This is a genomic window from Aeromonas sp. FDAARGOS 1411, from assembly GCF_019047125.1.
Lineage (GTDB): Bacteria > Pseudomonadota > Gammaproteobacteria > Enterobacterales > Aeromonadaceae > Aeromonas > Aeromonas veronii.
The window spans coordinates 3,087,383-3,104,470 of sequence record NZ_CP077214.1 but is presented as its reverse complement, the minus strand read 5'-3'; the positions used below and the strand labels follow the sequence as shown (position 1 = coordinate 3,104,470).

The 17,088-nt window shown below is 62.3% G+C and carries 12 protein-coding genes and 1 riboswitch; of the genes, 6 read left to right on the top strand and 6 right to left on the bottom strand.

Going from position 1 to position 17,088, the window contains the following annotated elements:
- Window positions 1-58: 58 nt before the first annotated feature.
- Together gbpA and I6L41_RS13885 are read right to left on the bottom strand one after the other, a co-directional pair.
- Entirely contained in the window at window positions 59-1,480 is a 1,422-nt protein-coding gene (gbpA, locus tag I6L41_RS13890; RefSeq protein WP_216959534.1) for an N-acetylglucosamine-binding protein GbpA, read from the bottom strand.
- A gap of 65 nt (window positions 1,481-1,545) precedes the next feature.
- Window positions 1,546-1,631: riboswitch (cyclic di-GMP riboswitch) on the bottom strand.
- A 265-nt stretch (window positions 1,632-1,896) separates the two neighbouring features.
- Entirely contained in the window at window positions 1,897-3,579 is a 1,683-nt protein-coding gene (locus tag I6L41_RS13885; RefSeq protein ID WP_100646846.1) for a methyl-accepting chemotaxis protein, read from the bottom strand.
- A 276-nt stretch (window positions 3,580-3,855) separates the two neighbouring features.
- Between I6L41_RS13885 and I6L41_RS13880 the strand changes: the two genes are divergently transcribed.
- The gene (locus tag I6L41_RS13880) at window positions 3,856-5,721 is read left to right on the top strand and encodes a M3 family metallopeptidase (RefSeq protein ID WP_216959531.1); all 1,866 of its coding nucleotides are present in this window, start codon (window positions 3,856-3,858) and stop codon (window positions 5,719-5,721) included.
- A gap of 80 nt (window positions 5,722-5,801) precedes the next feature.
- Here the strand turns inward: I6L41_RS13880 and I6L41_RS13875 are convergent, their stop codons facing one another.
- Complete coding sequence (locus I6L41_RS13875; protein WP_216959529.1) at window positions 5,802-6,038, bottom strand: hypothetical protein; 237 nt, start codon at window positions 6,036-6,038, stop codon at window positions 5,802-5,804.
- Between the two features lie 306 nt (window positions 6,039-6,344).
- Between I6L41_RS13875 and I6L41_RS13870 the strand changes: the two genes are divergently transcribed.
- On the top strand, window positions 6,345-7,637 hold the full coding sequence (locus I6L41_RS13870; protein WP_216959527.1) for a ferric reductase-like transmembrane domain-containing protein: 1,293 nt from the start codon (window positions 6,345-6,347) through the stop codon (window positions 7,635-7,637).
- 15 nt (window positions 7,638-7,652) lie between these two features.
- Here the strand turns inward: I6L41_RS13870 and I6L41_RS13865 are convergent, their stop codons facing one another.
- Window positions 7,653-10,820 (bottom strand): S41 family peptidase, encoded by a 3,168-nt coding sequence (locus tag I6L41_RS13865; protein WP_216959525.1) that lies wholly within the window; start codon window positions 10,818-10,820, stop codon window positions 7,653-7,655.
- A 279-nt stretch (window positions 10,821-11,099) separates the two neighbouring features.
- Between I6L41_RS13865 and I6L41_RS13860 the strand changes: the two genes are divergently transcribed.
- The 4 genes from I6L41_RS13860 (at window position 11,100) to I6L41_RS13845 (ending at window position 14,630) form a co-directional block, all read left to right on the top strand.
- Window positions 11,100-11,579 carry a murein L,D-transpeptidase family protein gene (locus I6L41_RS13860; RefSeq protein ID WP_005340284.1) on the top strand — a complete coding sequence of 160 codons (480 nt, stop codon included), beginning with the start codon at window positions 11,100-11,102 and terminating at the stop codon, window positions 11,577-11,579.
- 164 nt (window positions 11,580-11,743) lie between these two features.
- Complete coding sequence (locus I6L41_RS13855; RefSeq protein WP_216959523.1) at window positions 11,744-13,270, top strand: YjjI family glycine radical enzyme; 1,527 nt, start codon at window positions 11,744-11,746, stop codon at window positions 13,268-13,270.
- A gap of 10 nt (window positions 13,271-13,280) precedes the next feature.
- Complete coding sequence (locus I6L41_RS13850; RefSeq protein WP_216959520.1) at window positions 13,281-14,168, top strand: YjjW family glycine radical enzyme activase; 888 nt, start codon at window positions 13,281-13,283, stop codon at window positions 14,166-14,168.
- Window positions 14,169-14,306: 138 nt separating this feature from the next.
- Window positions 14,307-14,630, top strand: coding sequence for a DUF1820 family protein (locus I6L41_RS13845; protein WP_005340296.1), 324 nt, complete (start codon window positions 14,307-14,309; stop codon window positions 14,628-14,630).
- Between the two features lie 63 nt (window positions 14,631-14,693).
- On the opposite strand, the gene I6L41_RS13840 is transcribed toward I6L41_RS13845, so the two are convergent.
- Both I6L41_RS13840 and I6L41_RS13835 read right to left on the bottom strand, forming a co-directional pair.
- On the bottom strand, window positions 14,694-15,626 hold the full coding sequence (locus I6L41_RS13840; protein WP_139441934.1) for a LysR family transcriptional regulator: 933 nt from the start codon (window positions 15,624-15,626) through the stop codon (window positions 14,694-14,696).
- Between the two features lie 156 nt (window positions 15,627-15,782).
- Window positions 15,783-16,979: an amino acid aminotransferase gene (locus I6L41_RS13835; protein ID WP_216959517.1), complete on the bottom strand. Its 1,197-nt coding sequence runs from the start codon at window positions 16,977-16,979 to the stop codon at window positions 15,783-15,785.
- Between the last annotated feature and the right edge of the window lie 109 nt (window positions 16,980-17,088).

Sequence of the window (17,088 nt, the reverse complement as noted above, 5' to 3'; positions counted from 1 at the left end):
ATTTTTCCGGGCGTCCCCTGCTAGAGAGGACGCCCTTTTTTATGTGGCCAAGCGTGGGTTAGTGCACTTCATCCCACGCCATTTGCCAGTGGGAGCCGAAACCCGGCTCGTACTGGGTGGCAGTGGTGGTCCACTGCTGGCAGTAGCCGCTGTAGGGGAAGGGCTTGCACTGATAGATCTTGCCATTTTTCGGCTGCTGCACCTTGGTGCCGGCGGCATAGGATTTGAGCGAGTTCGGGAAGATGAAGTCGTATTCGCCGCTGCTCTGCTCCTTGAACATCAGATCCATGGTCTGCTGGATGGTCTCGCCGCCCGCTTTCGGGGTGGCCTTGATCACCAGCTGGTGGTGACCCGCCTTGAGACCTTCCAGCGCCATGGTGAAGGTGTGGCTGCTGTCCTTGATGTCGGCACTGCTTTCACCCTTGGCGACGCCGCCGTGGTCATAGAGGGTGTTGGTGACGGCCAGATCGCCCTGTGCGGTGACGGTGAAATCGAGGGTTGCCTTGCCGTTGTCCAGCACATAGTCGCTGGCCAGACCGCTGACGCTGATGCTGTCCACTACCGGCGGCTGCAGCTGTTGCATATCAATCTCGACTCGATCCAGTTTGCTGTCTCGATGCAGATAGACGGGGTTCATACCGTAGACCGGATTGAACTGACCATCGGCTCCTTGCTGACCGGCGCGGATCAGGCTCTGTTCGGCGTTGATCTTGCTGGCGAGGGCATGGGCCCAGCTGTTCTTCTGGCCCTGCTCGGCGGTGGTGATGGTCAGTACGGTCTGCAGATCGGGGCGCTCGCCGTTGGCATCGAATACCCGGGTCATCGCCTTGTCACCCACTGCGAGGTCGATGGAGGGGTAGATGGTGCCTGCCTGGCTCCACTCCAGCGGCGGCTGGCTACCATCTTTGAACTTGGCATCGATGATGTTGTAGAAGCTGTTGCTGGTGTCGCCCACTTCCCACACGCCGAGGATCACCTGATAACCGGTGCGCTCCGGCAGGATACAGTTGTGGGTCACCTGCTTGGGCGGCTGCACCATGTTGCCGTCGATGATGCAGAAGGGGGTCAGGTCGAACGAGGCGCGGGTGAGCGGCTGGTTGGGGTTCCAGTCCTGCTTGGTTAGGTAGTAGCGCCAGTTGCGGGTGACGTGGTTGGCAGTGAAGGTCCAGCTGATGGCGAAGGGGCCGGGCTGTACTTCACGCTTGGTCCAGCGGTCGCTGGTCTGGATGTTCAGCTCGCTCCAGCGCGGGCTGCCCGCCGAGGCGATTTGACCATCCTGCGGGCCGCTCTGCGGGAAGCCTGATGGGCCCTCCACGCTCTGGGGTTCCCACTGCACGCCGCCACACTGGCTGTTGCCGCCGGTTTTGCACAGATAGTTGCGACTCTCGGGCTGGCTGATGTAGCCGTGGGCCAGTGCGCTGCCGCTGGCCAGCAGGGCCAGCATCGCCGCGATGTGATTGAGTTGGATTTTTGCTGCCATACATTCCTCTGTTCGATAGATGTGGGCAGTCAGTTGGCCGGGGAGTTCCCCGATGCACACTTGCGTGTGGCAACCCCGCTATCCTGGACAAAACGTCTGTAGACCGGAGGCTTTGCGTCCCGACCTTTCGGTCAGTTTGCCAAATGACTAGATGGTTAGTGATGGGCCAAATGTTCGGCCGTCTGCATTGTGCACCGCATTGATTAATTATTTGAAGTTAAATGTTTAAATGCGCCATTCAATGGCGCGAAAATCATTCTAACTGGCTGTTTTTAAATTGTTCTCTTATCTGTGAATGGCACCGATTAACGTTGAATATGTCGATAAGACGCATGTTGATTGCGTGTTGCTGACGTAAAAAAAACCTGCCAGCTTGGCTGGCAGGTCGGGTGACAAGGCGACACGGATTGACGCCATCAATGACGGGCGCGCTGCTCGCCTGATGGGGGAGACACGGGAGCCATCATTGGCGCCGCGGCGGACTCTTTGCCCAGTTTGAACACCGCAAGCCGCTCATCCAGGCTACGGGAGAGACCAGCCAGCAACTCGCTCTCCTGCGCCAGTTGCGAGGCGGACTGGGACATCTCCAGCGCCGAGTCGTTGATGCCGCTGACGTTGCGGTTCATATCCTCGGCCACCATGCTCTGCTGCTCGGCAGCGGTGGCGATCTGGGTCGCCATGTCGCTTACATGCTGGATGTGGTTGACGATCAGGGTGAGATCCTGCCCCGCTTGCTGGGACTGGTTGACGCTGCTCTCTGCCAGTTTGCGGCTGGTATCCATGGCGTTGGCGGCGGTGACGGCCCGTTGCTGCAGTTGGGCAATGGTGCTCTGGATCTCTTCGGTGGATTGGCGAGTGCGGCTGGCCAGCTGGCGCACCTCGTCGGCCACCACGGCAAAGCCGCGGCCCTGCTCGCCGGCGCGGGCTGCTTCGATGGCGGCGTTGAGGGCCAGCAGATTGGTCTGCTCCGAAATGGCGCTGATGACGGCGGTCACTTCGCTGATCTGCATCACTCCCTCTTTAAGCTGGTTGACCTGCTGGGTGGCCTGCTCCACCTCGGTGGCCAGCGCCTTGATGCCGTGCACGCTGGCGTGAACGTCGCGGTTGCCGAGCCCGGCTTCACCGGTCGCTTCCTGGGTATCCCGCGCGGTATTTTCGGCGTGTCCGGCCACATCGGAGATGGTGGCGCTCATCTCGTTCATGGCGGTCGCGAGCTGGGCCAGCTGATCCCGCTGGCTGGTGACCGCCTGATTGGTCTGCTCGGCAGAGGCGGCAATGCGCAGGGCGGCATCCGCCACGTTGCGGGCCCCCTGGCTGGCCTCCAGCAGGGCGTGACGGATGGCATCGAGACTCTGGTTGGTGCAGCGGGCGACCACTCCCAACTCATCCTTGCCCTGTACCGGGATGCTCACCACCAGATCCCCCTTGGCGACCCGTTGCATGGCGTGGTTGATCTGGCTGAGGGGGGAGACGATGGAGTGGGTGATGCGCCAGCCCAGCAGCCCCATCAGCAGGATCACGATGGCGGTGGCGGTACCCATCTTCATGTACTGGGCCCAGATGGTCTGCTGAATATCTTGCAGCAGCATGCCGGAACCGAGGATCCAGCCCCAAGGCTGATAGCCGGAGACCATGGATAGCTTGTCGGCGGTTTCGCCCGATGGGCCTGTCCAGACATATTGCAGGGTGCCCTGTTTGCCCCCTTTGGCGATATCCACCATCTGATACCAGAACTGCCCGGCGGTGGCGGCACTTCCTTCACCCATCTTCTGGCCGACCAGTTCGGGACGGATAGGGTGAACCACCATGGTGCGGTTCTCGTCGATGACGAATAAATAGTTGTTGCCATCAAAGCGGGTGTTGGTCAGCAGCTTGCGCGCTTCCTGCTGGGCCTGCTCTGCTGGCAGGGTGCTGGCCAGAAACTGGATCTGGCTCATGGCCTGCTCCAGTACCGCATTGAGCCGCGCCTCTCGCTCGCTCATCAGATTGCGCTGGAGCGCGTTGGCCGAGATAAGCAGCAGCGAGACAAAACCGACAAACGCCAGTGCGAGCAGCAAAATCAATTTGCGGCTCACGGTAATATCACCGAGCTTGAACATGACTAAACCCTCATTTCCCTGTTGATTTTATGTGGCTCTGTACCGCGGCAGCCAGTTCGTAAGAGTTAACAACTCATTTACTTTCAGTCTCTTGCCGAGCTTTCTCAAATGAGCGTTTTAACATCAGTATAGTCAGCAGACAGCAACCCCCACTTTTTGGTAGCGTGTTGATGCGCATCCCTGCGCAATTTTTGCCAAAGAGTGTGAATGGTTTGGCATTTCTTCAAAAAAAGGAGTGGGCCCCGCTGTGGGTGACCCCATAACAAGAGGGAATTTATGAGTTCCATTGCCAGGAATTACTTCAACCAGCTCAACGCCGACTACCTGCAGGTGCACAGGCGCAAGGAGGATCTCTTCTGGTCCACCTATATGGGCACCAGCGATGATCAGGCCGGTTTCACCGCGGCCGAGCAGGCCTACAAGGCCTTTTGTGCCAATCCGGCCCGTCTGCCCGAATTGCGGGAGATGTTGGCGCAGGCCGACGAGGATGATCTCAAGCGCGGTCTGCAAGGCTGGATCGCCTTCTTCGAGTGCAACGTCATCGAGGATCCCGCTGCCGCTGCCCTGATGGATGAGCTGGTAGCTGCCGAGGCGGAGCTGTTCGCCCGCCGCAAAGGGCTGAAACTGACCCTGCTGGATGAGCAGGGCCAGCAGGTGGCTGGCAGCCTGCCCGCCGCCAGCACCTCGCTGGCCGCCAGCCCGAACGAGGCGGTGCGCCAGAGCGCGCTCGCCATGTTCCACACCCTGGAGCAGTGGGTGGTCGGCAATGGTTTTCTCGAGGTGGTAGCGCTGCGCAACCGCTTTGCCCGCGCCATGGGCTATCGCGACTACTTCGCCTACAAGGTGCGCAAGAACGAACAGATGAGCCCGGATCAGCTGTTCGCCATCCTCGACGACTTCATTGCCCGCACCGACGCCCGGTTGCAGCAGAGCCTGGCCGAGCTGAAGGCCGCCAAGGGCGAGGCGGCCCTGCTGCCTCACAACCTGCGTTACAGCGTGAGCGGCGACGTGACCCGCCAGCTCGATCCTTACGTGCCCTTCTCGCGGGCGCTGCGGGATTGGGTCGAGAGCTTCCGCCGGCTCGGCATCCAGTATCGCGGGGCGACCCTGACCCTGGACTTGCTGGCACGAGAGGGGAAATACGAGAACGGCTTCTGCCACGGCCCGGTGCCGAGCTTCTTCCAACAGGGGGTGTGGGTGCCGGCGGTGGTCAACTTTACCAGCCTGGCCGATCCGGCGCAGGTGGGCAGCGGCTGGAGTGGCCTCAACACCCTGTTCCACGAGGGGGGTCACGCCGCGCACTTTGCCAATGTCACCGGCAACGCGCCCTGCTTCTCACAGGAGTTCCCGCCCACCTCCATGGCTTATGCCGAGACCCAGTCAATGTTCTGCGACAGCCTGCTGGACGATGCCGACTGGCTCAAACGCTATGCCAGAAATGCGGCGGGAGAGGCTGTTCCCGATGCCCTCATCAAGGAGATGATCGAAGCGCGTCAGCCGTTTCGCGCTTTTAACGAACGCCAGATCGCGCTGGTGGCCTACTTCGAGCGGGATCTTTACGCCATGGATGAGGCTGAGCGCACTCCCGATGCAGTGCTGGCGCTGGCCCGCCAGTGGGAGCGCAAGATTGTCGGGGTGGAGAGCCCGCGCCCGCTGCTGGCCATTCCGCATCTCCTTAATCAGGAGTCGGCCTGCGCCTATCACGGCTACCTGCTGGCGCTGATGGCGGTGGAGCAGACCCGAGCTTACTTCCTCAAGCGCGATGGCTACCTTACCGACAACCCGCGCATCGGGCCGGATCTGGCCGCCCACTACTGGGGGCCTGGCAACGGCATGAGTCACGATGAGACCCTGCGCAGCCTGACCGGCGAGGGATTCAGCGCGGTGCCGCTGGCCGAGGCATGCAACCTGAGCGCCGCCGAAGCGTGGCAACAGGCGCAAGCCTGCATGGCCGCCGCCCAGCAGCGCCCCGCGGCTGGCGAGGGAAGCCCGCTCGACGCCCATATCCGGGTGGTACACGGCGCCGAGCTTATCGCCGACAACAGCGAGTCGGAAACCCGCATGCTGGCCGACTTCGAGGCGTGGATTACCCGGTGCTACTTTGCTGGAGATGTCAGAGAGGCGCTGAGCTGCGTGCAGTAAGTGATGTGATGAAGGCAGGCTTGATATGAATAGGCAATTGGCAGGAGGGGCGACCTTCCTGCCATTCTTTTTTTCATTATTCACGATTCATCAATGACTTTATTTCCGCAATTTTCACAGATGGCGTGGCGTTCAAAGCGATCCATGTTGGCCAGAAAGGGGCCGGCGGCCCAGCCGGTAATGAAGTCCTTGATAAACGCCTTGCGCTTTTGCTCCGGTGTCAGCTGCTGGTCAAAGGATTTGTCGACCAGCACCACGACATGGTTGGTCTCGCGCTGACAGCTTGAGCAGTAGCGTTGTTCAGTGGATGAAAGCAAGGGGAGGCTCCTCGTCCGGGGGAGTGGGCAGCAGGTTTTCCGCCGCAGATATGTGTCGTCCCCATTTGATTCCTTTTGCAGGCGGGTCGTCAATCACGGCAGAGGTGGATTTTGCGCTATTCCCCATGAAGAGAGGGCCAGTGAGCAAGGGTGACCAGAGGGGCCGGCGGGCCCCTCTGCTGTTGCCGTTTGTCACACATTGCCACACAAGCTTCCCCCTCTGGCAAAGTCTTGTGACCGGACGGGGTTGTAATGGAACCATGAGCAGGGGTGAGGCCCTGCCGCGATGGAACCAGGGAGCATGTTATGACGAGTAAACGGGTGTGGTGGCTGTTGCCACTGCTGGCGGTCGGGGTCTGGTGGCTCGGGTATGCGGGGGATGCCAACGGGGTGTGGCCCTGGCGCCATGAGATGTTGCTGGTGACCGGCCTGCTGGGGATGACCTATATGGCCATTTCGTTGTTGCTGGCATTGCGCCTGCCGCAGCTGGAGGTGTGGTGTGGCGGTCTGGACCGGATGTTGCGATTGCACCGCCAGACGGCCATCGGTGGCGCATTGGCGCTGACCGCCCACTGGCTGCTGGTGGAGGCGCCCAAGTGGGCGGTCTCGGCGGGTTGGCTGAGCCGTCCCGCTCGGCGTGGGGCCAGCGGTGCTGGGGTTGGTGCAGGTAATGGCATCTCGCTCCATGCCCTTGGCAATACCCTGGGTGAGTGGAGTTTCTATCTGCTGATCGCGCTGGTGGTGGTGAGCTTGCTGGCGCTGGTGAGTTATGGTCGCTTTCGGCTGATCCACCGGCTGGCGCCGCTCATCTATCTTGCGGGGTGGGGACACGGGCTCTGCCTGTTGCCTCAGATTGGAGCTATGACTCCCATGGGGGTATCGATCTGGTTGATCGGTGGGCTGGGTGCTATCGGGGCACTCTACTCCCTGCTGGGACAAGTGGGGGCGCGGGATTGCCATCCGGGCCGGGTCATTGCGGTGCGGGCGCTGGCGGATCAGACCTGCGAGCTGACCATGCAGCTGGAGCGGCCGCTCGCCCATTACCGCCCGGGCCAGTTTGCCTTCTTCGAGTTTGACGCCAAGGAGGGGCCGCACCCCTTTACCCTAGTGCGGGTGTCAGCGGATCGGCGCCAGTTGGTGATCGCGGTGCGGGCGCTCGGGGATCATACCCGTCAGCTGGTGGCAGAGGCGCGCGCCGGGGATGGGGTGGTGGTGACCGGGCCCTATGGCGCCTTTGTCGCCCCGCAAGGGGGAGGTAGAGCCCTCTGGCTGGGGGCCGGGATAGGTATCACGCCGTTTGTGGCCTGGCTGGAGGGGTTGGCAGCCCGTGGGGAGCGAGGCGAGGGGATCACCCTGATCCAGTGCGCGCCGGATCTGGCGGGGGCTGTCTACCACCGACGGTTGGCCGAGCTCTGTCATCGCACCGGTGTGCGTTATCAGCTGCATCTGGACAAGGCGGCCGGGCGGCTGGATCTGGCCCGCATCGCGCAGGATGCGCCCGAGCAGGTGTGGTTTTGCGGGCCGGAGGGGATGGCAGATGCCCTGACCCGGCTGTTGCCGGACGGGCATCTGCATCGCGAGCTGTTCCGCTTTCGTTGAGCTCGATGGGCGCCGTTATTTGGGGTTGGCGGGCAGCTGCTTGAGGGCGGCCTGTACCGCGGCCTCCAGTTGCGGATCCCGCCCGGCCACCATGTCGGCGGGGGTGAGAGGCGCCTGCAGATCCGGGATCAGCTCCTGATTCTCGTAAAAGGTGCCGTCCGGCTTGCGCAGCCCCAGGGTCGGAATGCCGTAGGAGAGGCCCGGGATCAGCCGGGAGTCGTGGCTATAGACCATGGTGCCGGTGCCGGGCACCGGATCGCCGACGATGGGGCCGACCTTGAGGGCGCGGTAGTACTCGGGGAAGGCGGAGCCTTCCGAGTAGCTGGCGGCGTTCACCAGCACCACCGAGGGCTTGGTCCACTGGCGAGTGGCGGCGTCGGTTTCCCCCTTGCCCTGACGGGGCCAACTGCTGGCCATTCCCTTGGTGCTGCCGCTGCCGGTCAGAAACTCCACCAGGGTATTGGCGAGATAGCCGCCGCTGTTGAAGCGGACATCGACAATCAGCGCCTCGCGATTGCGTTGCCTGCCGAGGGCATCCGCCACCACTGCATCGTAGACCTCGCTATTCATTGCCGGCAGATAGACGTAGCCGACCCGTCCTCTGCTCAGGCTAGCCACCAGCTCCCGCCGTTTCTCAATCCAGCGATCCTGTTGCAGCTGGTACTCCTGCTGCTTGTCGATGGCGGTGAGCACCACCTCGTCAGTTTGCTTGTTGCCCTCCTGCTGGAAGGTGAGGGCAAGCCGGGCGCCAGCCTGATGGTTGAGGGCTCGATCCAGCTCGGCCAGATTGGCAATCGGGATGCCATTGATGGCGAGCAGGCGGGCGCCCGGGGCGATATCGCTCTCCTGATCCAGCGGGCCGCCAGAGAGCAGGGCGGTGAGCATCACCCCTTGCTCGCCATCCTGCCAGTAGCCGCCAAGGCTGGCGGTCTCGTCCGCCATGCGCGGGAAGGGGGCGGGGCCGCTGCCCCAGGTGTGGGAGACATTGAGCTCGCCAGCCAGCTCCGCCAGCAGGTTGCCAAAGTCCCGCGGGTTGCCGATGCCCGGCAGCAGGCGGCGGTAAGCGGCGACATAGCTCTCCCAGTTCACCCCGTTCATATCGTCCAGATAGAACTCATCCCGGGTGAGCCGGGCGATCTGATCGAAGGCGGCGGTCATGCGTGCCTGCCAGCGGCTGGTGGGCTGCAAGGCGAAGGGGGCGCTGGTGGCCTCGCCGGAGTCGAGGTGGATCCGGGTGATCTCCCCATCCCGCACCAGGGTAGCCAGGGTGCCCTGCTGGTTGAGGCTTGCCAGCGCTGGGCCGGGCTGCTCACCAAACAGTTCGCTGGTTTTGCCCTTGCGCAGATCCTGGCTGTAGCCCTTGATCTCGCTCTCGCTGTTGACCCCCATCTCCTCCACCAGATAGATCAGCTGGTCGCCGATGATGCGGCTGGCGAGCAGGGTGCCGGTGGGTTGCAGCAGCAGTGCTTCGCGATGGTTGAGGCGATCGCTCTCAAAGCCGTATCCCCCTTTCGGCGGCTCCAGCTCGGCAATCGCATCGGCTCTGGCGGCGCGGCTGCTGTAAATGCCGAGCAGGTTGGTGACAAGGGGCTCGCCATCGGGCCCCAGTGCGCCAAATCGGGTCGATTGCCAGTAGAGGATGGCGCCATCCTGACTCCAGCCCGGTTGCCCATCCTGATAGCCGTTGAGGCTGACATTGACCGGTTTGGCCTTGGGATTGGCCGTGTCGATCACCGCGATCTCCTGCTCTGCCGCATCGGGGCGGAAGGTGAGCGCCAGATGGCGGGAGTCGGGGGCAAAGGCGAGATGCACCTCGTGGCGCGAGGGGTTGAAGCTGGCAGGTACCAGCTCCCGCTGCTTGTTGCTCGCCAGATCCAGCAGGTGGATGGCCTGGCCATCCACCACGAAGGCGAGCAGCTTGCCGTCGGGGGAGAGCACCGGACGGCTGATCCCCTTGCCGGGAATCGCCAGCAGCAGGCTCTCGGTCAGAGTGCCGGGATCGCTGAACAGCAGATCCGGATCACCCTTGCGCAGGCGATAGAGGGCAGCGTGCCCCTGCTGCTCCGACAGATAGATGAGGGCGCGCCCCTGCTCGGCGAAGAGGGGGCTGGACTGCTCGCTCGGATCGCGGGTCAGCTGGCGCACCCGCTCCCGCTCGGGGTCGACGGCAAACAGGTTGCCCTCGCTCACCAGGATCAGCTCGTCCGCCTCTTCGCTGACCAGCGCTTCGTCTGCCAGGGTCAGGGCCTCGCTCGCCTCATCCGGCGCGCTGGCCACTTGCGGGGTGAGGGTCAGCTTGCGTGGCTCGCTGCTACCGGCATCAAGGCGATAGAGTTCCCCCAGCCATGACCAGACCAGATCGCCATTGCGAGAGGCGCTGAGCCCCCGCACCGGATGGCCCTGATAGTGGGTCAGCTGTTGCTCCTTGCCGCTGGCGAGATCCCGGCGCCAGACGTTGAAATCACCGCTGCGCTCGCTCAGGTAAAAGAGAGCATCTCCCTTGTCGCTCCAGACCGGATCGGTGGCCGCCACCCGATCTTCGGTCAGCTGCTTGTGCTGCTTGCCATCAAACAGCCAGAGACGGGGCACCGCAAACGAGTGCTGATGCTTGCGAAAGGGTTGATCCGCCGCGGGCATCTGGTAGACGAGCCGCTCCCCGTGGGGACGGGCGAGGGTCGCAGGCAGCGGCAGGTCGGCCTGCAAGGTGCCGCCGGTGATCGGGGTCCAGTAGAGCTCGCCCCATTGGTAGCCTTCCGCGACAAAATGGTCGGCAGCGGGTGCCCCCAGGCGCTGGCTGCTCAGCAACAGCCGTTTGCCATCGGCGCTGAAGGCTTGCGGCAGATCGGTGCGCGAATCGCGAGTGAGGCGCACCATCTCGCCGCCGCTGGCAGGCACCACGAACACATCTTCGTTGCCGTAGAGATTGGCGGCAAAGGCGAGCTGTTTGCCATCCGGCGACCAGATTGGCCGCTGGCTCAGGTAGTCGCTGCCGGTGAGCGCCGTAGCGGGGCCACCCTCGGCACTGGCGACAAAAATGCGCCCCTGCCAGGTGAAAGCAAGCTGCTTGCCATCGGTGGAGAGGGCGGGCTCGCGCAGCCAGAGTGCATCGGCGGCGACACTGGCGGGCAGCCAGAGCAGGAGTGGCGAGAACAGCAGGGTGGCGAGGCGGCACGAAGAGCGCATGGCATGATCCTGTCGGGGAGTGGAGTGTTATCTTCGCCGATCATTGCCCCGGGTGCCAGCGCGATAATTTTTTGTATCTTGTTGTTTTAACTATTAATTGCCAATGCAAAATGACAGCGTTCAAGGAAGATGGCCTGGCTGCGGCAAGATATGTTTTGCCGGGCATATTGAGTATTGATGGCGATCCAATATCATGGCGCTCGCTCGCCGCTCGGCGGGCATCGTTCAGATGATCTGGCAACAAGAAAAGCCCGCACCAGAGGCTTGTCGAGGGATGGAATGAGAGCCGTATTACTGTGTTTGTTGGGGCTTTGGCCCGCATTGAGTTTTGCCTTGACCGAAAAAGCCGATTTGGTGGTGGTCAAGAAGTCGACCTATAGCCTGACCCTGATGAAGGATGGCAAAGAACTGAAGCGCTACTGGATTGCTCTGGGCCCGGCGCCCAAGGGGCACAAGCAGCAGGAAGGGGATCAGCGTACGCCGGAAGGGCGCTACACCCTCGACTACAAGAAGACCAATTCCGGCTACTACAAAGCCATCCATATCAACTATCCGAACCTGGATGACATCAAGCGCGCCAATGAGCTGGGTGTTCGTCCGGGTGGCATGATCATGATCCACGGCCAGCGCAACAGCATTGGCAACCGCAGGGTTCAGCCTTCCAACTGGACCAACGGCTGCATTGCCATGCTCAATCACGAGCTGGATGAAGTGTGGGACGCTATTGACCCGGGTACGCCCATCGTCATCGAGCCCTGATCCGTACAACGGGGGCCTTGTCGGTAGACAAGGCCCCCGTTCTGTTTGGGGTGTGATCCTCTCTCACGGATGTCTTTTTGAGACATTCGTATTGTTGTGAATGTCACTTCAAAAAAAGCCTGCAAATGGTGAGGATATGGGCTCTATCCGTGAAGGAGTGTCCCATGTCTTTGATCGAAACCTGTCAGCGTATCGTGCGCGATCCCCATCTCTCCGCCGCCCAGAAGAGCCACGCACTGGCGCTGGCCGCCGAGAATGCGTTGCCCTACCCCGACCTGCCTGCCGCAGTCGCCGAGGCGATGGAGCAGGGATTTATCTGCGACATGTTCGAAGGGCACGCCCCCTACAAGCCGCGTTATGTGCTGCCGGACTATGAAAAATTTCTGACTCAGGGCTCTGCCTGGCTGGAGCTGGCGGCGCCGCAGGATTTCGACGAGGCGCTCAACGCCCTGCGCATCCTCTATCACCATGTCCCCTCAGTCACCGGCATGCCGGTCTGGCTGGGGCGGCTCGACCATCTGCTGTTGCCGTTCGTCGGCGAACTGGATGACGAGACCCTCTATCGCAAGCTGAAGGGGTTCTGGGTCTATCTGGATCGGGTGCTGCCGGACGCCTTCATGCACGTCAACATCGGGCCGGATGACAACCGCATCTGCCGCCTGATCCTGCGTATCGACAACGAGCTCAAGCAGGTGGCGCCGAACCTCACCTTCTTCCACGATCCGGAGCAGACCCCGGACGATCTGCTGCTGCAGGCGGTGAAGAACATCGCCGAGTGCAGCAAGCCGCACATCGCCAACTACCCGATCCACCGCGACACCTTCGACGCTCGTGGTTTTGGCATCGTCAGCTGCTACAACGCCCTGCCGCAGGCCGGTGGCGCCAATACCTTGGTGCGCATCTCCCTTAAGCGGGTCGCCGAGCAGTGTCAGGGGATCGATGACTTCCTCGGCTGCCTGCTGCCACACTACTGCCGCTTGGCCTCTCAGCTGATCGAAGCGCGGGCCGCATTCCTCCACGAGGAGTCCGGTTTCTTCGACAGCTTCCTGGTGAAAGAGGGGCTGTTGGATGAGGATCGCTTTGTCCCCATGTTCGGCATCTACGGCATGGCGGAAGCGGTCAATATCCTGATGGATAAAGAGAATCTGCCGGATCGCTATGGCCATGGCGAGGAGGCGAACCAGCTTGGCTATCGCATCTCGGCCCAACTCTCGGAATATGTCACTGCGACGCCGCAGACCCATGCCTGGGGTGGCCGTGCGCTGTTGCACTCGCAGGGTGGCCTCAGCATCGATGTGGCTGTCACCCCCGGGGTGCGCATCCCTTACGGTCATGAGCCGGATCCCGCCAGCCATGTGCTGGCGCTGGCACCGCACCACACTTATTACCATTCGGGGATCAGCGAGATCCTCACGCTGGATCCCACCATCCGCCAGAACCCGCAGGCGCTGTTGCAGCTCTGCAAGGGAGCGCTCGCCATCGGCATGCGCGAGTTCACCGCCAACGTGGCCGACAGCGATCTGGTGCGGGTGACCGGCTACATGATCCGCAAGAGCGACGTGGCCCGCTTCGCAGAAGAAGGTTCGCGGTTGCAGACCACCTGTCTCGGTGCTGAGGCGAGTGAAGTGACCGCCATCCGGCAGCGGGCACCGCGAGTAGTCGCCCACGAATCGACTATCGGCGAGTATTGAGTTCGCACCGATGGCTGATGTTTTGCCAACACGCAGCGCCCTGGTAAGCAGGGTGCTGCCCTTTTCCTGTGTCGACGGGCCGGGCAACCGGCTGGTGCTGTTTCTGCAAGGGTGCAACTTTCGCTGCCCCGGCTGCCACAATCCCCACACCATAGGGCTGTGTGACGATTGCGGTGACTGCCTTGCGGTCTGCCCGAGCGGCGCCCTATCCATGAGCGAGGGCAAGGTTCATTGGCAGGCAACGCTCTGTACCGACTGCGACGCCTGTCTGGATGTCTGCCCGCGCAGTGCCAATCCCAAGACCGCTACCATGACGGTGGACGACGTGTTGGCCCTGCTGCGCCGCTACGGCCCACTGCTGAGCGGGATTACCGTCTCCGGCGGCGAGGCGACCACCCGGCTCCCCTTCGTGGTTGCGCTCTTTACCGCCATCAAGGGCGCGCCGGATCTGGCCCATCTCACTTGCCTGCTCGACAGCAACGGTTCGCTGGCCGAAACCGGTTGGCAGCGGCTATTGCCGGTGCTCGACGGCGCCATGCTCGATCTCAAGGGGTGGCGTGACTCGGTGCATCACTCCTTGACCGGCTATGGTCGCGAGCGGGTGCTGGCATCGCTGCAACTGCTGGCACGCCACGGCAAGCTGACCGAACTGCGGCTGCTCCATGTGCCGGGCAGGAGCGATTTTCTGGATGCGAATGGTGAGCTTGGCGCAGATCTTGCCGCCTTCTTGCAGCAGCTTGGGCCTGTGCCCATTCGCCTCAACGGCTTTCGCCACCACGGGGTGCGGGGGGAGGCGGCGCAATGGCCAGAGGCTCACCAAACCGAGCTGGAACAGCTGGCCAGCCGTTTGCGTGCAGCGGGATTGGGGCCGGTCTCACTGCCTGCCTTGATGGGCTGAGTGGCTGCGTCATCCGGTGACCGTCATGGCGTGAGGTGCGGCATGGAAAGGCCGCAACTGTGATTTCTGTCTATTGGAGGGGGCGAGAACGGCGGCTAGAATAATGGCCATCTTCTTACCCCTCAATGACAGATAATCATGAGTGAAAGCAAGGCGTTATATCGGGTTCAGTTTATTTGCCACAGCGAGCGCTACGAAGTGTATGTGCGCGAAGTCAATCAGGGCCAGCTGTTCGGTTTTATCGAGATTGCCGACTTTGTCTGGGACAACCACACGGCGCTTATCGTCGATCCCAGTCACGAGAAGCTCAAGAGCGAATTTGCCGATGTGCGCCAGACTCTTATTCCCATGCATCAGGTGCTGCGCATCGATCAGGTGAAAAAGCAGGGGGCTGCCCGCATCACGGATCTGGGCAGCAACGTCGCCTCCTTCCCCAGCCCCATCTATACCAAACGTCCCTAGTCCCTGCTTGCCGTTGATGTTTCGCCGCGGCGAAACATCAACCTCTTCTCGCTGTCGCCCGGCTCAGGGCTCAATCAATTCGCGACCCAGTTGCAGGATCCGCTGGCGGAACCAGTGACGGGCCGAGCCATCACCGGCCGGGCCATACCAGACCAGACTGTGACTCACCTTGCCGTAATCGAACGGTGCCGGACGCATCATCAGATCCGGCTGACTGGCCATGCAGGCCGCCCAGCCACCGATGGCGGTGAGGATCAGATCAGTCTGGGGCAGCAGGGCCGCCGCGCTGGCAAAATCGGGCAGGGTGGCGCCAATCTGGCGACGCACCTGCTGCTGGGCCAGGCTCTGCTCGAAGAAGGGGTTGGCCAGCTCCTGATCCCGGATGGCGATATGGCGCCAGCTCAGGTAGGCATCGAGATCCCAGGGCTTGGCCAGCGCGGGATGGTCTTTGCGCAGCAGGCAGACCAGTTTTTCTTCCCGCAGGGTCTCCCACACCAGCCCGGGCTGGCGTGGCAATGGCTGGCTCTGGTCATGGGGCAGGATCACGAAGTCGAGTTTACCCGCTGCCAGCGCCTCCAGCCCCTGCTCATCCTTGTTCCAGATCTCCGGCACCATGCCCGGTACCTCCTGCATCAGCTGACCCAGAATGGGGCCCACCGGCCAGGTCATCACGCTCTCGCGCAATCCCAGCCGCAAGCTGCCCTGCCACTGTTGGGGGTTGAAGGTGTTCTGGCGAGTGAGGCCGTTCAGCTCCCCCAGTAGTCGATGCAGGGTGGGAGCCAGTCGCTCGGCCATGGGGGTGAGCAGCAGCTGGTTGCCCTGGCGGTAGAGCAGTTGATCCCCCAGCAGATCCCGCAGTTGGTTGAGGGTTTTGCTGACGGTGGAAGGGGTGGTGCAGAGTCGCTCGGCGGTGCGGGTGACGCTCTGGTTGTCGAGCAACAGGTGCAGGGTGACCAGATGGCGACCTCCCAGCCGAGAGAGAGCGATCAGATCCATAGTGGCTCCTGAAATTGATGAAGATAAACAGGCTTGGAATCAGAAAGATTCAACGTGACCTGCTGGCATTCTCTCACAGCAGGGGGAGCAGACTCCTCAAGAGGTGACCGCGAACGCAACAGACAAAAAGCCCCGCCAAAGCGGGGCTGATGCGGATTAGCCCTTGAGCACCGCCGCCATGGCGTCAGCCACATAGTCGACGTTGCGGCTGTTGAGGCCCGCCACGCACATGCGGCCGGAGCGCACCAGATAGACGGCGAACTCCTCGCGCAGGCGCTCTACCTGCTCCGGGGTGAAGCCGGTGTAGCTGAACATGCCGCGCTGGTTGATGAAGTAGCTGAAATCTCGGCCTGGCACTTTGGCGCTCAACACCTCGAACAACTTCTGGCGCATCGCCTTGATGCGGGTGCGCATCTCGGTCACTTCATCGACCCACATGGCGTGCAGCTCGGGCTGGCTCATCACCGCCGCGGTGATTTGGCCACCGTGAGTGGGAGGGCTGGAGTAGTTGCGACGCACGGTGGCCTTCATCTGACCCAGTACCCGGCTCGCCTCTTCGGCATCCTTGCAGATGACCGACAGGCCGCCGCAGCGCTCGCCGTAGAAGGAGAGGTTCTTGGAAAACGAGTTGCTGACGAAGAAGCTGACACCGGCGGCCACCATGGCGCGGATGGCGTAGGCATCCTCTTCCAGCCCGTCACCGAAGCCCTGATAGGCGATGTCCATAAAGGGGATCAGGTTCTTCTCGACCACCAGCGCGATCACCCGATCCCACTGGGCGCGGGAGAGATCCACCCCGGTCGGGTTGTGGCAGCAGGGGTGCAGCAGCACGATGCTCTTCGCCGGCAGGCTGCTCAGGCAGTCGATCATGGCGTCAAACTGCACGCCGCCAGTGGCCGCATCGTAGTAGGGGTAGTCATGCACCTTAATGCCGGCCCCCTCGAACATCGCCTTGTGGTTGTCCCAAGTCGGGTTGCTGACCCACACCTCGGAGGTCGGGAAGTAGCGCTTGAGCAGATCGGCCCCGATCTTCAGCGCGCCGGAGCCACCGATGGTCTGGATAGTGGCGATACGTCCCGCCTTGACCGCTTCATGGTCGGCACCAAACAGCAGGTGTTGCACTGCGGTGCGGTAGTTGGCGGCGCCTTCCATCGGCTGGTAGGGGCGCGGGGCAGGGGCGGCGGCGCGCTGGGCTTCGGCCTGCTGCACCGACGGCAGCAGCGGAATGCGTCCCTGCTCGTCGTAATAGAGGCCGATCCCCAGGTTCACCTTCTGCTCGCGGGTGTCTTTGTGGAAGGTCTCGACTAGCGTCAGGATGGGGTCGCCAGCATAGGCATCGACGTGTTCAAACATGGGGGATCCTTGAAATTGACTGTCCAGTAAAACCGGCGGTCAGCCGGGCTGGACATCATGGCGCAAAGCTGGCGGTGGCTCAAGCCCGACGCTGGTCGAGCCTGAAGAG

What these genes read in the sequence shown, in the direction of transcription:
- gbpA (WP_216959534.1), bottom strand. Translation starts at nt 1,480, where the DNA reads ATGGCAGCAAAAATCCAACTCAATCACATCGCGGCGATGCTGGCCCTG.
- I6L41_RS13885 (WP_100646846.1), bottom strand. Translation starts at nt 3,579, where the DNA reads ATGTTCAAGCTCGGTGATATTACCGTGAGCCGCAAATTGATTTTGCTG.
- I6L41_RS13880 (WP_216959531.1), top strand. Translation starts at nt 3,856, where the DNA reads ATGAGTTCCATTGCCAGGAATTACTTCAACCAGCTCAACGCCGACTAC.
- I6L41_RS13870 (WP_216959527.1), top strand. Translation starts at nt 6,345, where the DNA reads ATGACGAGTAAACGGGTGTGGTGGCTGTTGCCACTGCTGGCGGTCGGG.
- I6L41_RS13865 (WP_216959525.1), bottom strand. Translation starts at nt 10,820, where the DNA reads ATGCGCTCTTCGTGCCGCCTCGCCACCCTGCTGTTCTCGCCACTCCTG.
- I6L41_RS13860 (WP_005340284.1), top strand. Translation starts at nt 11,100, where the DNA reads ATGAGAGCCGTATTACTGTGTTTGTTGGGGCTTTGGCCCGCATTGAGT.
- I6L41_RS13855 (WP_216959523.1), top strand. Translation starts at nt 11,744, where the DNA reads ATGTCTTTGATCGAAACCTGTCAGCGTATCGTGCGCGATCCCCATCTC.
- I6L41_RS13850 (WP_216959520.1), top strand. Translation starts at nt 13,281, where the DNA reads ATGGCTGATGTTTTGCCAACACGCAGCGCCCTGGTAAGCAGGGTGCTG.
- I6L41_RS13845 (WP_005340296.1), top strand. Translation starts at nt 14,307, where the DNA reads ATGAGTGAAAGCAAGGCGTTATATCGGGTTCAGTTTATTTGCCACAGC.
- I6L41_RS13840 (WP_139441934.1), bottom strand. Translation starts at nt 15,626, where the DNA reads ATGGATCTGATCGCTCTCTCTCGGCTGGGAGGTCGCCATCTGGTCACC.
- I6L41_RS13835 (WP_216959517.1), bottom strand. Translation starts at nt 16,979, where the DNA reads ATGTTTGAACACGTCGATGCCTATGCTGGCGACCCCATCCTGACGCTA.